Origin of the sequence: Streptomyces sp. NPDC029041 (genome assembly GCF_040637515.1) — a bacterium.
In the GTDB taxonomy this organism is placed as follows: Bacteria; Actinomycetota; Actinomycetes; order Streptomycetales; family Streptomycetaceae; genus Streptomyces.
Window position 1 is genome coordinate 503,424 of record NZ_JBEZWO010000001.1, and the last position, 13,641, is coordinate 517,064.

The 13,641-nt window shown below is 73.7% G+C and carries 10 protein-coding genes; 7 read left to right on the forward strand and 3 right to left on the reverse strand.

Annotated features, from left to right (window positions below; all coding sequences use genetic code 11):
• The first annotated feature begins 108 nt into the window (after positions 1–108).
• Genes pcaH through pcaD form a run of 4 tightly spaced genes read left to right on the forward strand, consistent with a single transcriptional unit; the run spans position 109 to position 3,901 of the window.
• On the forward strand, positions 109–882 hold the full coding sequence (pcaH, locus tag AB0F04_RS02155; protein ID WP_362036758.1) for a protocatechuate 3,4-dioxygenase subunit beta: 774 nt from the start codon (positions 109–111) through the stop codon (positions 880–882).
• Between the two features lie 6 nt (positions 883–888).
• Positions 889–1,494: a protocatechuate 3,4-dioxygenase subunit alpha gene (pcaG, locus tag AB0F04_RS02160; protein WP_362036760.1), complete on the forward strand. Its 606-nt coding sequence runs from the start codon at positions 889–891 to the stop codon at positions 1,492–1,494.
• On the forward strand, positions 1,491–2,786 hold the full coding sequence (gene pcaB / locus AB0F04_RS02165) for a 3-carboxy-cis,cis-muconate cycloisomerase (RefSeq protein WP_362036762.1): 1,296 nt from the start codon (positions 1,491–1,493) through the stop codon (positions 2,784–2,786). Before pcaG ends, pcaB begins: the two co-directional genes overlap by 4 nt.
• Positions 2,783–3,901 carry a 3-oxoadipate enol-lactonase gene (gene pcaD, locus AB0F04_RS02170; RefSeq protein WP_362036764.1) on the forward strand — a complete coding sequence of 373 codons (1,119 nt, stop codon included), beginning with the start codon at positions 2,783–2,785 and terminating at the stop codon, positions 3,899–3,901. The genes pcaB and pcaD overlap by 4 nt, the downstream gene beginning before the upstream one ends.
• 195 nt (positions 3,902–4,096) lie before the next feature.
• On the opposite strand, the gene AB0F04_RS02175 is transcribed toward pcaD, so the two are convergent.
• The gene (locus AB0F04_RS02175; protein ID WP_362036766.1) at positions 4,097–6,781 is read right to left on the reverse strand and encodes an AAA family ATPase; all 2,685 of its coding nucleotides are present in this window, start codon (positions 6,779–6,781) and stop codon (positions 4,097–4,099) included.
• 674 nt (positions 6,782–7,455) lie between these two features.
• Here AB0F04_RS02175 and AB0F04_RS02180 point away from each other — a divergent pair.
• Positions 7,456–8,757 (forward strand): DUF2510 domain-containing protein, encoded by a 1,302-nt coding sequence (locus tag AB0F04_RS02180; protein ID WP_362036768.1) that lies wholly within the window; start codon positions 7,456–7,458, stop codon positions 8,755–8,757.
• A gap of 153 nt (positions 8,758–8,910) precedes the next feature.
• Here AB0F04_RS02180 and AB0F04_RS02185 read toward each other — a convergent pair whose 3' ends face one another.
• A complete protein-coding gene (locus AB0F04_RS02185; RefSeq protein WP_362036770.1) occupies positions 8,911–9,519 on the reverse strand; it encodes a TetR/AcrR family transcriptional regulator in 609 nt (202 codons plus the stop codon).
• A 167-nt stretch (positions 9,520–9,686) separates the two neighbouring features.
• Between AB0F04_RS02185 and AB0F04_RS02190 the strand changes: the two genes are divergently transcribed.
• Positions 9,687–10,490, forward strand: a complete 804-nt coding sequence (locus AB0F04_RS02190; RefSeq protein WP_362036772.1) for a phosphatase PAP2 family protein — start codon at positions 9,687–9,689, stop codon at positions 10,488–10,490.
• Positions 10,487–11,434 (forward strand): hypothetical protein, encoded by a 948-nt coding sequence (locus AB0F04_RS02195; RefSeq protein WP_362036774.1) that lies wholly within the window; start codon positions 10,487–10,489, stop codon positions 11,432–11,434. The genes AB0F04_RS02190 and AB0F04_RS02195 overlap by 4 nt, the downstream gene beginning before the upstream one ends.
• Here AB0F04_RS02195 and AB0F04_RS02200 read toward each other — a convergent pair.
• Complete coding sequence (locus AB0F04_RS02200; RefSeq protein ID WP_362036776.1) at positions 11,424–13,475, reverse strand: phosphocholine-specific phospholipase C; 2,052 nt, start codon at positions 13,473–13,475, stop codon at positions 11,424–11,426. The two genes, AB0F04_RS02195 and AB0F04_RS02200, sit on opposite strands and share 11 nt — an antisense overlap.
• Positions 13,476–13,641: the final 166 nt, after the last annotated feature.

A 13,641-nucleotide genomic window follows, 5' to 3' on the forward strand; every position in this document is an offset into this window, starting at 1 on the left:
AGGGAATCGCGGGTGTTTTCGCGAATAAGCGGCATGACGTCGTGGGGTGCGTGGCGCCATCGGCGCGCGGTGCTGTGGGGCGCGGCAGCCGTTACCTGAGGGATTTCCATGACTCTCACTCAGCACGACATCGATCAGGAGATCGCGGCCGAGCGCGCCGCGTACGAGAAGCGGCTCGCGGACGGGGGACCGATCGAGCACCAGCCGCGCCGCGACTACGCGCCGTACCGGTCCTCGGTGCTCCGGCACCCCAAGCAGCCGCCGGTCACCATCGACGTCGGCAAGGACCCGGAGCTGGTGGAGCTGTCCTCCCCCGCCTTCGGGGAGCGGGACATCACCGAGATCGACAACGACCTCACCCGGCAGCACGGCGGCGAGCCGATCGGCGAGCGCATCACCGTCTCCGGACGGCTGCTGGACCGCGACGGCCGCCCGGTGCGCGGTCAGCTCGTGGAGATCTGGCAGGCCAACTCCGCGGGCCGCTACGCCCACCAGCGCGAGCAGCACGACGCCCCGCTCGACCCCAACTTCACCGGTGTGGGCCGCACCCTCACCGACGACGACGGCCACTACCGCTTCACCACCGTCCAGCCGGGCCCCTACCCCTGGCGCCAGCACGTCAACGCCTGGCGGCCGGCGCACATCCACTTCTCGCTGTTCGGCACGGCGTTCACCCAGCGGCTCGTGACCCAGATGTACTTCCCGAGCGACCCCCTGTTCCCCTACGACCCCATCATCCAGTCCGTGACGGACGACGCCGCCCGGCAGCGGCTGGTCGCGACGTACGACCACAGCTTGTCGGTACCGGAGTTCTCGATGGGCTACCACTGGGACATCGTGCTGGACGGCCCACAGGCCACCTGGATCGAAGAAGGGCGCTGAGCGGCCATGACGAAGATCGACACCAGCCGGCCCGACACCGTGCTGCCCACCCCCTCGCACACCGTCGGCCCGTTCTACGGCCACGCCCTGCCGTTCCGCGGCGGCGAGGACATCGCGCCCCTCGGGCATCCGGACACCGTCACCGTGCACGGGTACGTCACCGACGGCGAGGGCAACCCGCTGCCGGACGCCCTGATCGAGCTGTGGGGGCCGGACCCCGACGGCAACCTGCCGACGGCCGACGGCTCCATGCGGCGCGACCCGGCCTCCGGCGGCTTCCTCGGGCGCAACGGCGTGGAGTTCACGGGCTGGGGGCGCATCCAGACCGACGCGAACGGCCACTGGTACGCGCGCACGCTGCGGCCCGGCGCACGGGGGCGCAGCGCCCCGTACCTCAGCGTGTGCGTGTTCGCGCGCGGGCTGCTCGTGCACCTGTACACCCGCATCTACCTGCCGGGCGACGCGGCGGTGCTCGCGGCCGACCCGCTGCTGTCCGGGCTGGAGGACGCTCGGCGCGACACGCTGATCGCAGCTGAGGAAGGGAGCGGCACGTACCGTTTCGACATCCGTCTTCAGGGCGAAGGCGAGACGGTCTTCCTGGAGTTCACGTGACAGCGCACCCCGGCGACACCGGCCTGCTCGCCCCCGGCTGGGCCGGCTCGGAGGCCGCGGCCGCCACCGGCGACGAGGCATACCTGCGGGCGCTGCTCGACGCGGAGGCCGCGTTGACCCGCGCCCAGGCCGCCATGGGGCTCGCCCCTGCCCAGGCGGCGGCTGCGGTCACCGAGGCCGCCCGCACCGGTGCCTTCGACGTACGGGCTCTCGCCGAAGCCGCCCGCACGGGCGGCAATCCCGTCATCCCGCTGGTCGGGGATCTGACCAGGGCCGCGGGCGAGGCGTACGGGCCCTACGTCCACCGGGGCGCGACCAGCCAGGACATCATGGACACGGCGACGATGCTGGTCGCCGCGCGGACCCTCGACCTGGTCCTCGCCGACCTCGGCCGTGGCGAACGGGCGTTGTCCCGGCTGGCCGCCGAGCACCGCGACACCGCGATGCCGGGGCGGACCCTCACCCAGCACGCCGTGCCGACCACCTTCGGGCTGAAGGCGGCCGGATGGCGGTCACTGGTCCTGGACGCGCGGGACAGGGTGCGGGCCGTCCGGGAGTCGCTGCCCGTCCAACTCGGGGGCGCGGCCGGAACGCTGGCGGCGTTCGGGGCGTACGGCGCGAGCGATCCGGCCGGGCTGCCGGAGGCGTACGCCCGGGAACTCGGCCTGCGGGCACCCGGACTGCCCTGGCACACCCTGCGGACACCGGTCGCCGACCTCGCCGGATGCCTCGCCTTCACGGCGGGCGCGCTGGGCAAGCTCGCCGTCGATGTCCTCACCCTGTCGCGCACCGAGATCGCCGAGGTGGCGGAGGGCAGCGGCGGGGGTTCGTCCGCCATGCCGCACAAGTCCAACCCCGTACGGTCCACCCTGATCGCCTCCGTCGCGCGCCGGGCGCCCCAGCTCGCGGCGACGCTGTACGGGGCGATGGCCGCGGAGGACGAACGCCCGGCCGGGGCCTGGCACGCCGAGTGGGAACCGCTGCGGGATCTGCTGCGGCTGACCGGCGGTGCCGCTCGTGACGCCGCCGAACTGGCCGAGGGGCTGCGGGTCAGGCCCGAGGCCATGCGCCAACACCTGGACATCACGCACGGGTTGATCGTCTCGGAGCGGCTGTCCGCCGAACTGACCCCGGTGCTCGGCCGCGCCGGCGCCAAGGAGCTCCTCACCAGGCTGGCCTCGGAGGGGCAACCGCTGGCCGAGGCGCCCGAGCTGGCCGGGGTGGATCTCGATCCGTCCCATTACACGGGCTCCGCCGGAGTCCTCACCGACCGTGCTCTGGAGCGACGTTGACACTTCTGAATCACCATGCCGAAGGGCCCGCCTCCGCTCCCCCGCTGCTGCTCGGCCCCTCCCTCGGCACGTCGTACGCCCTGTGGGACGACGTGGCGCCCGAGCTGTCGATCACCCATCGGGTGGTGCGCTGGGACCTGCCGGGGCACGGCGGTTCTGCGGCCGGTCTCATCCGGGCGGGCGCGAGCGTCGGTGACCTCGCCGCGCAGGTGCTGGCGCTCGCAGACTCGCTCGGCATCGAGCGGTTCGCGTACGCGGGCGTGTCGCTGGGCGGGGCCGTGGGACTGTATCTCGCGGTGCACCGTCCGGAGCGCCTGACGTCGCTCGCCGCGATCTGCTCGTCGGCCCACTTCAACGGGTCCGGGCCGTGGGAGGAGCGGGCCGCGCTGGTACGGCGCGAGGGGCTGGCCGGGCTGGCGGACAACGCCGGCGCGCGCTGGTTCGCCGGCGACTTCACCGTGCCGCGCCTGGTCCGGGACCACCGGGACGCCGACCCGGAGGCGTACGCCGCGTGCTGTGACGCGCTCGCCGCGTTCGACCTGCGCGACCGGTTGCCGGAGATCACCGTGCCGACCCTGCTGGTCGCCGGCCGTGAGGACCCCGCGACGCCCCCCGCGCATCTGCGGGAAATCGCCGACGCCGTGCCGGGCGCGACGCTCGTGGAGCTGCCGGGCGCCTCGCACCTGGCCCCCGCCCAGTGTCCGGAGGCGGTGCTGACCGCCCTGCGCGCTCACTTCGGTCAGGGCGCCCTCCTGGGCATGGCGGTACGACGCGAGGTGCTCGGCGACCAGCACGTCGACCGGGCGCAGGCCCGCCAGACACCGTTCACGGCCCGCTTCCAGGACTTCATCTCGCGCTACGCGTGGGGCGAGATATGGACCGATCCGACGCTGTCCCGCCGTGAGCGCAGCATGATCACCCTCACCGCGCTGGTCGCACACGGCCACTACGACGAGCTGGCCATGCACGTCCGCGCGGCCCGGCGCAACGGCCTCACCCCGGAGGAGATCGGCGCGGTGCTGCTCCAGACGGCCGTGTACTGCGGGGTGCCGGCGGCGAACTCGGCGTTCGCGACGGCCCAGCGGGTCCTGGCGGAAGAGGACGGCACCTCGTGAGGACCGGAGCACGAGCCCGCATGTCATGAGCCCGGCCGGTCCGGCAGGCTCCTGCCTCGCCGCCCCGGCCATGGAGGCGAGCCCCGGACGGCTGCCGCGATGGTGGTGTGCGGGGGAGGCCGTCCGGCTCACCCGTTCTGAGCCGCCCGGAGGTCTCCGCCGCCGGCGAGCCGGGCCCGCTGCACCGCGCCCGCGCTACGCCGGGCCGACACCCGTCGTGAGCGCGGCACGTGCCCGCTGCGCCAGTGCGTCGGCCCCGCACGAGACCGCCAGGTCCAGGCCCCGGCGCAGGTCGGCCGCCGAGCGGGCGGCGATGCCGAACTCGATGCGGGCCGCCGCGTGTTCGTACTGGCAGGGCGAGGCCTCCAGGTAGGTGACGGCCTGGCCGTAGAGCCGGACCGCCCGCTGGCCGGTCTCCAGGTCGGCGGCGCAGCGCAGGGCTTCCCCTATCGCCGTGTCCGTGCCGAATCGCTCGGCCTGGCGGCGTACGTCGACGGCGAGCCGCGCGGCCCGGGCCGGGTCCTCGGTGCGCAGGGCGCGGGCGAGGTCGGCCGCCCAGGGGACCAGCACGGGGTTGTGGTGTCCGCGCGCCGCGGCCGCCTTCTCCGCGGCCTCCAGTTCGTTGATGCCGTCCTTGGTGCGGCCGACGGCCAGCAGCAGCCGGCCGCGCACCGAGCGGGGATCGGGCAGGACGATGGTGGACGGGTAGGGCGGGGCGAAGCCGTGCCGTTCGGCGACGTCCCAGGCCTGTTCGACGTGCCCGCGGGCGAGCAGGGTGTCGACGAGGCTGCAGGTCGCGGACCAGTACAGGGGCAGGCCGCGGCCGACGCGTTCGGCCAGGCGCAGCGCCTCGCGCAGGGACGCCTCGGCCTCCTTCAGACGGCCTCGCCTGCGGTGGCCGATCCCGACGTAGGCGTGGGCCAGGGCGAGGTGGCCGCCGCTCCAGCCTGCCGTCTCGTAGGCGCGCAGCGCTTCGTTGTAGAGGGTCTCGGCGCGGTCGAGGCGGTCGGTGAAGCCGTACGCGTTGGCCAGCATGAGCAACAGCTCGATGCCCCACTCGGTGTCCGTCCAGCCCAGTCCGGGGGCGAGGCGGCCGTTGACGAGGGCACGGTCGCACAGCTCGGCGACCTCCTCGGCGTTCTCGCCGTGCATCAGGGCGTCGAAGCCGCGCAGGATGAGCAGGGCGCGTTCGGAGTTGTCCCGGCCGGTGCAGGGGCGGGCGAGGTCGGCGAGCCGCTGGGAGCGGCCGGGGGAGGCCGCCTCGCCGGCGTGCAGCCCCTCCCACATGAACTGCGCGGCCTGCAGCCGCATCCGGTCGGGGCCCGGCTGGAGCCGGGCGGCCTCCGCCTCGACCGTGCGGACGGCTTCCTCCAGCTGGTCGTTGTGGAGCAGCGCCTGGGAGAGCCGGAAGACGGCGTCGACCCGCTGGCCGCCGTGGAGGCCGGGCATGCCGAGCGCGGCCCGCAGGTGGCCGATGGTGCGGGCGGGCGCGGTGAGGAAGGTGGCTTCGGCCAGTTCGTACAGCACCTGCGGGTGCGACTCGGGCCGGGGCGGTTCCTTCAGGGCGCGTTCCAGGCAGCGGCGGGCCGCGTCGGGGGCGCCGACGGCGAGGTGCTCGCGGGCTGCCTCGCGCAGTTGCGTGACGAGTTCCTCGTCGTCGTCCGGGTGGACCTCCAGGAGGTGGCGGGCGGCCGTCGCGGCGCTGTGTCCCTCGTCGGTGACGATCCGCGCAGCGATGCCGTGCATGGCGGTGCGCAGGGCGTCGGGGATGGAGTTGTAGACGGCGGTGGCGATCAGCGGGTGGACGAACTCGAGGTCGCCCTCGGTGCTGTGGCCGGTCGCGGGGTCGGGCGCGGTGAGGATCCGGGCGGTGCGCAGCAGTTCGGCGCAGTGGCGGGCGTCGTCCGGCCGCAGGGTGGCGAGCTTGGCCACCAGGTCGATGGAGATGCCGGTGCCGAGGATGGCGGCGGCCCAGGCGAACCTGGTGGCGTCGATGCCGAGTTCCTCCAGGCGGGCGACGAGGCCGCCGCCGCGGGCCGAGCGGTTCAGGTCGCGCAGTTCACCGGCCCGGGCCTCGACCGGTTCGAGTTCGCTGTCCTGCACTCGGGCGAGGAGTTCGACGGTCTCGTAGGGGTTGCCCGCGGTGACGGCCCAGACCTCGCGGCAGAACGCGGCGTCGGCATGTTCCCCGAGGGTGGCGCGGGTGAGTCCGGCCGTCGCGTCTGGGGTGAGGGCGCTCAGGGTCGTGGCGGGGCCTTGCGCGGCGGCGGCGACGGTGTCGAGGTGGCGGGCGCTCGCGCCGGAGACCTCTTCGGTGCGGCGGGTGACGACAACCAGGACGGACATCTCGTCGAGGCGCTCGGCGAGTCCCGCGAGCCAGTGCAGGGTCTCCTGGTCCGCCCAGTGGGCGTCGTCGATCATCAGCACCAGTGGCCAGTCGCGGCGGGCGAGCCGGCGCACGGCCGCGACCAGGCCGTCGCACACGCCCTGCGGGTCCGCCTGCCGGTCGCCGGGCTCGGCGATGCCGAGGGCGGGGCCGGCGATGTCGTACCAGTCGCCGAGGTACTCGCGCGCCTCTTCCGGCAGCATCGACACCAGCGCCGGCTGCAGCAACTGACGCACCACGTTGAAGGGGACCGACCTGAGGGTCTCGCCGCCGCGTGCCGACCAGACCGTGCAGCCGCGGGCCTCGGCGATGCGGCGGGTTTCGGCCAGCAGGGCGGTCTTGCCGAGTCCGGCCTCGCCGCGGAAGACCAGCAGCCCGCCGGACGAGGAACGGTCCGCGCACAGGCTGTCGACCGCCCGCTCGACGGCGGCGACCTCCTCGTCGCGCTCCCACAGGGAAGCCGAGGCCGCGGCCGTGGGCCGTACCTCCGTCATCCCGCTCCCTCCCCAAGTCGCCCGAACGACGTACAGACATCGAGCGTAGCCGTCCGATTGCCAGAGTGGAGGGTGGTCGGTGCACCTCTTGCCGTGACGGGTGACACCGGGTGCGGCCGGGCGACGCACTTGTCCTGTCACCAGCCACCTTCGGGTCAACGCTTCGTAAACACACGAAAGGTGACGTCCAGTCAGCGACCCGGCGCACGTGGCGCGGCCCCACGGGGGATCGCCGCGGGGCGGTGGCCCTCCTGCGGAGTGGTACGGGTTCGGCGTCCACGACTGCTCCGCGACGATCATCGCGGCAGGTTGCGCACACCGGAGGGCGGAGCAAGGCCGGGCCTCTGGTCAGGACGTACGCGTCCTTCGCCCTCGTCCTCTTCCTCTGTCCCGTCAGGGCGGCGCTTTTCGGCCGGGCGCACTTCGGACGACCTCGGTCTGCCGTCCGACGCCGAGGAGGCATTCGGCTTCGCCGGACCCGGGGCACCGAGCTGCACGGCCTGCCGGGCACGGGACCGGCGAGCACGGGGGCCGGTGTGCCGGTGGCGCTTCCCCCGGGCCGGGACGCGGGGCTTCCGCCAGGGGCGGCCCGGCGGCCCGACGCGACCGCTGCCGGAACAGCCGGTTCCGACTCCTCTCATGCCTCTTTCACCGACGCCTCATACGGTGGGGGCATGACGCAGGAGACTCCTCCCGGGTGGTACGCCGATCCCGGACAGACAAGTGACGGGCCCGCCACCGAGCGCTGGTGGGACGGCCGGGCCTGGACGGACCGCATCCGCCCGGCGCAGCCGCCCGCGACCTGGGGTCCCCCGACGGGCCCGGCGTCCGCCGGCTCCGCATCGCCGCGGCGGACGGCACCCGACGCGCCGCCCGCCGAGACCCCGGCACCGGCGGAGCGGCCGGCTGCCGCCGACGACCGGAACGGGGCCGAGGGGCCGGAAACCGGGCGGACCGCGGGGGCCGCAGCCCCGACTGCCCCCGGGACAGCGGAATCCGGTCCGCCCGGCGCCGCGACACCGGCCGCCGCGCAGCCGCACCCGGCCGGGCAGGCCGGGGCCGGGCAGCACCCGGGGGCCTGGGGTTCCGGAGCCGCCGGTTACGCGGGTGCTGCCGGGCAGCCGGGGACCGGCGCGTTCGCCGGGTCCGCCGGGTATGCCGGCTACCCCGCCTACCCCACCGCGCCTCCCGGCGGTAAGGGGCGGCGGCTGCGGATAGGTGCCGCCGTCGCCGCTGCCGTAGTCGTCCTCGCCTGCATCGGCGTGGGCGTCTACGCGTTGACGGACAACGGCGGCGGCGGTTCGCCCACTTCGCAGGCGCCCGGCGGGCCCGGCGCCCCCGGAGGCCAGGGCGGACCGGGCGGCCCGGGAGGGTCCGGAGGCAACGGCGGCGACGGGGGGTCCGGTGGGCAGAGTCCGCGGCCCGAGCAGTCCCGGCCGCCGAAGATCAGGAGCGGTTCGGTGACCGATGCGGTCAGCGGCATCAGTCTGCCGATCCCGAAGGGCTGGTACGGCCAGCAGGCCCAGGCCGGCGCCCAGGTGACGTCCGACGAGTCCTACAAGTGCCCCGGCGACACCTCCTCGACCTGCACCAAGGGCGGCGCCTACTCGGCCCCGGCCCTGGCGCTGGGCACCAAGGGCGCCACCGCCGAGGAGATCGCGAAGGCGGACATCGCGAAGAACGCCGAGGAGTCCTACGGCGGGAAGTCCTACGGCGGGATCACCTCCCACGACGTGCTGGACTCCAAGGCGGTGACCGTGGCCGGGCAGCAGGGCTACCTGGTCCGCTGGAAGGCCGTCACGAGCAAGGGCGCCGACGGCATCGTGGAGTCGCTCGCGTTCCCCTCCCCCGCGAACGCGAAGCTGATGGTGGTCGTGCGGTTCGGCGTCGACGCGGACCAGAAGGAGACCGTGCTCGACGACATCACCAAGGGCATCAAGGTGGCCACGGGCAGCGGCAACGGCCAGGACGTCTGAGGCCCGGCGCCCCGCGGCCCGGCCGGCCGGGTGGGGCGCCCCCGCCGCTCACAGGGGCGCCCCACCCGGCCGGGGGGTGCGCGCCGCCCCCGTCCCCACGGGTCGGCGCGGTCGGGTCACCGTCCGGTCATCCGGCGGACGGCGGCCCGGGCTTCAGGTCAGGCCCAGGGCCGGCAGCACGGCGGCTTGCACGAACCGGACCAGGTAGTCCGGGTCCGCGTACTCGCCCTCCAGGACGGGCCGGATGCGCAGGACGCCGAACATCTGTGCCGGGATGTACTCCAGCGCCGGGTGGTCGGCGGGCACTTCCCCCCGTTCGACCCCGCGCCGGATGATCTCCTTCAGCGCGGCGATCTCCGGTTCGACCAGCGCCTCGCGCAAGGCGCGCTGCAGCTCCGGGTCCTGAGGGGCCGCGTGCGCGAGCGCCTGGAGGAGCTTGGTGTCCCGGCCCGACAGCTCTCCCGCCGCCCGGGCCGCCTCCCGCAGGTCCCCGGCGAGCGAGCCGGTGTCGATGCGGCGCGTCCGCCGGTGCGAGCGCAGCGCCGCCGCCACCAGCTGCGGCTTGGTCTTCCACTGGCGGTAGAGCGTGGACTTGCTGCACCGGGTGCTGGCGGCGATCCCCTCCATGGTGACGGAGTCGTAGCCGAACTCCCGGAGCTGCTCCAGCACGGCGTCGTAGAACTCCTGCTCACGCTCGGGCGTGATCTTGGAGCGGCGCGTGGCACCGAGCGGCTCGGGCCGGTCCGCAGCCTGCGACGTCATGGGCGGGGCTCCTGGTTTCCCTCGGGCGGCCGGAGCGTTCCCGGCCGACGGTGTGTTCCACGTCTATCGATACGCCAGTGTACCGGTACGCCACCGTATCGGTACACTGGCGTATCGGTACGCTCTCGTACCGATAAGAGCACCACCGTCACCGAAGGGGCCGGGGGATGAATGCCCGCACCGAGCCTGCACCGGCGGGGTCCGACGCCGTAGCGCGACCGCCGCTCGTCCGGGAGATCCTGCTCGTCGCAGGGCTCTTCCTCGTCTACAAGTTCGGCCGGCAGCCGGCCACCGGCCACACCGGCGAGGCCTTCCGCAACGCGCACCGCGTGTGGGACTTCGAACGGGCGGTCCATCTCCCCGGCGAGGGCGCGGTGCAGTCGCTCCTGCTGCACGGTGACGGCCTGGCGCACCTCGCGAACACCTACTACGCGACCGTCCACTTCCCCGCCACCGCCGCCTTCCTGGTCTGGCTCTACCTGCGCCGGCCGGTCCACTACGTCTGGGCCCGCCGGATCCTGGCCGCGGTCACGGCCGCCGCACTGGTGCTGCATCTGCTGTTCCCGCTCGCCCCGCCCCGCATGACGGCCGCGACCGGCCTGGTCGACACGGCGCGGGTGTACGGGCCGTCGGTGTACGGCAATCCCACGACGGACTCGCTGTCGAACCAGTTCGCGGCGATGCCGTCGCTGCACTTCGGCTGGGCGTTGATGGTGGCGATCGGGCTGATCGTCGCCACCCGCTCGCGGTGGCGCTGGTTCTGGTCGGCGCATCCCCTGCTGACCCTGCTGGTGATCGTCGGCACCGCCAACCACTACTGGCTCGACGCGCTCGTGGCCGCAGCCCTGCTCGGGCTCGCCCTCGCGTTCATCCACCTGCCGCACCGCACGGCGAGCACCGCCGGACGGACGCCGGGCCGCCTCGTACCGGCGCAGCGGGACGAGCAGGCGTTCGCGGGAGCCGGCCGATGAACGCCGTGGTGATCGCCGTCGCCCTGTCCCTCGTTTCCGCCGTCGCCTACGCCGCCGCCGCGGTCGCCCAGGAGCGGCTCGCCTCCCGCTCCCCGGCCGCGGGCACCGCGGCCCTGCTCGGCAGCGGCGCCTGGTGGTGGTCGGTCGGGCTGAACGCGTCGGCCGCCCTGCTGCACGTCGTCGCCCTCCGGTACGGCCCGCTGACCGTGGTGCAGCCGCTCGGCGCGCTCACCCTGGTCGCGGCGGTGCCCATGGGAGCGCGGATGGCCGGACGGCGGGTGAGCGCGCGCGAGTGGAAGGGCACCGCCCTGACCCTCCTGGGCCTGGGCGCGATCCTGGTCACGGCGTCCGGTCCGGCGCCCGGCGGTGTGCTGAGCGTCCCCGAGGCACTGGTGGTGGCGGGCGCCACCGCGGCGTTCATCGGGGTGCTGTCCCGGCCCGGCGCCCGCCCCGGGCTGCGGCACGCGACCGCCTCCGGTCTCGCCTCCGGGGTCGCCTCGGCCCTCACACAGACCGTGACGGTGGCCGCGACCGACCGGTCCGGCTCCGTGCTGAGTGTCCAGGTGGTCGGCGTGGCCCTGCTGGTGGCGGCCTTCGCGGCCGGCGGGCTGGTGCTGTCGCAGACCGCGTACCGGGGCGGTCTGGGCGGGCCCCTCGCGATGGTGACCCTCTCCAACCCGATGGCCGCCGCGGTGATCGGCCTGTCGCTGCTCGGCGAACGCCTTCAGGGCGGCCCCGCGGGCATGCTGCTCGCGCTCGCGGGGGCGGGCCTCGCGTCCTGGGGCGTGGTGCTGCTGACCCGGACGGCACCCCCGGCGGTCCCGGCCGGCGACGACCATCCGGTGGCCGCGGTCCTGGCTCTGGAGGCCGGCTCGGCCACGCCCGAACCGGCGCTGGCGCCCCGGCCGCACGATCCGGGGCACCTCACTCCCGCTACGCGGTGATGATCGCCGGGTCGCTCACCCCCGGCTGCCCGTTCTCGACGTGCCCGGCGAACCGCCGCAGGAACGCCTTGTCACCCTCGGCGGTGACGGTCAGGTCGTACCAGCGGCGGCTGCCGGAGAGTTCGACGGTCCGGCACACCTTCGCGCCCGGACGGACGGTGACGGTCGCGGGCCTGCCGCCGTAGGCGTCGGTGAGCTTCAGACGGACCGCGCCGGAGCCCTTGTTGGTGAAGGTCAGCTCGATGTCGTCGCCGGTGTGGCGAGCGGTGACCTCGCAGCCTGCCGCCTTGTTCGAGCCCTTGAAGACGCGCACGAAGCCGTTCGGACCGTGCACGGTCAGGTCGTAGGAGCCGCCGGAGTACGCCGAGTTCCAGGTGTCGGAGAGCGCCTTGCCGGCCTCGGTGGTGTACATCCAGGGGCCGTCGGCGCGGTTGCCGGAGGTGACATGGAAGGCGCCGCCGGCCTTCGCCCCGGTGGCGAAGGTGAGGGTGAGCTTCCCGCCCGCGGTGTCGACCGAGGCGTCCACGTGCGGGGCGTACTTCAGCGGCCGGGAGCGGCGCAGGCCGCGCTCCTGGCGGGGCATGCGCGGGTCGGCGGGCGGGACCGGCTTGTAGTCCGGGTGGCGTTCGCGGTCCTGCGGCTCGTAGCCGTCGGTGCCGGGCAGCGGGGCGGGGCGCGCGTCCTTGCGGGAGAAGTCGAACGCGGACGTCAGATCACCGCAGATGGCGCGCCGCCAGGGCGAGATGTTCGTCTCGCGCACACCGAAGCGGCGCTCCATGAACCGCAGGATCGAGGTGTGGTCGAAGGTCTCGGAGCAGACGTAGCCGCCCTTGCTCCACGGTGAGACGACCAGCATCGGCACCCGGGGGCCGAGTCCGTAGGGGCCGGCCGTGTTCCTGGCGTCGCCCGGGAAGAGGTCGAGGGAGACGTCGACGGTGGACAGGCCGCGGGAGGCGTCCTTCGGCGGCAGCGGCGGCACCACGTGGTCGAAGAAGCCGTCGTTCTCGTCGTAGGTGATGAACAGGGCGGTCTTCGACCAGACCTCCGGGTTGGAGGTGAGGGCGTCGAGGACCTGGGCGATGTACCAGGCGCCGTAGTTCGAGGGCCAGTTGGAGTGCTCGGAGAAGGCCTCGGGGGCGGCGATCCAGGAGATCTGCGGCAGCTTGCCCGCCTTGACGTCGGCGCGCAGCAGGTCGAAGTAGCCCTCGCCCGCCTTGGCGTTCGTGCCGGTGCGGGCCTTGTCGTACCAGGGGTCGCCCGGCTTGGCGTCCCGGTACTTGTCGAAGTACAGCAGCGAGTTGTCGCCGTAGTTGCCTCGGTAGGCGTCCTGGATCCAGCCCCAGGAGCCCTGGGCGTCGAGGCCGTCGCCGATGTCCTGGTAGATCTTCCAGGAGATGCCGGCCCCCTCCAGGCGCTCGGGGTAGGTCGTCCAGCCGTAGCCGAGTTCGTCGTTGCCGAGGACCGGGCCGCCGCCGGTGCCGTCGTTGCCGGTGTACCCGGACCACATGTAGTAGCGGTTGGGGTCGGTGGAGCCGATGAACGAGCAGTGGTAGGCGTCGCAGACGGTGAAGGAGTCGGCGAGGGCGTAGTGGAAGGGGATGTCCTCGCGGGTCAGGTACGCCATGGTCGTGGTGCCCTTGGCAGGCACCCACCGGTCGTACCTGCCCCCGTCGTAGGCCTGGTGGCCGTCGGGCCAGGAGTGCGGCAGGCCTTCCAGGAACTGCATGCCGAGGTCGTCGGCGTCGGGGTGGAACGGCAGGATCTCCTTGCCGTCCTTCTCCTGGTGCCAGACCGGTTTGCCGTTGCCGAGGGTGACCGGACGCGGGTCGCCGAAGCCGCGGACGCCTCTCAGGGTGCCGAAGTAGTGGTCGAAGGAACGGTTCTCCTGCATGAGGACGACGATGTGCTCGACGTCCTCGATCGACCCGGTGCGGTGGTTCGCCGGAAGGGCGGCGGCGCGCTGGATGCTGGCGGACAGGGCACTGAAGGCCGTGGTGGCACCCGCGAGTTGGAGAAAGCGGCGCCGGTTTACTTCGGACATGAAGGACAGACCTCTCATCCTGAGGTGCGGGATGGCCGGTACCTGACGGAATCTGCGCGGAAGGAGTGTTTCAGGGACACCAAACGCCAAGGAAGGGGCACGTGACACTCGTGTGAAAGTCGCCGGTACGGACGGTGTGCCGGGGCGTCGCCGGGGGAGGGTGAGG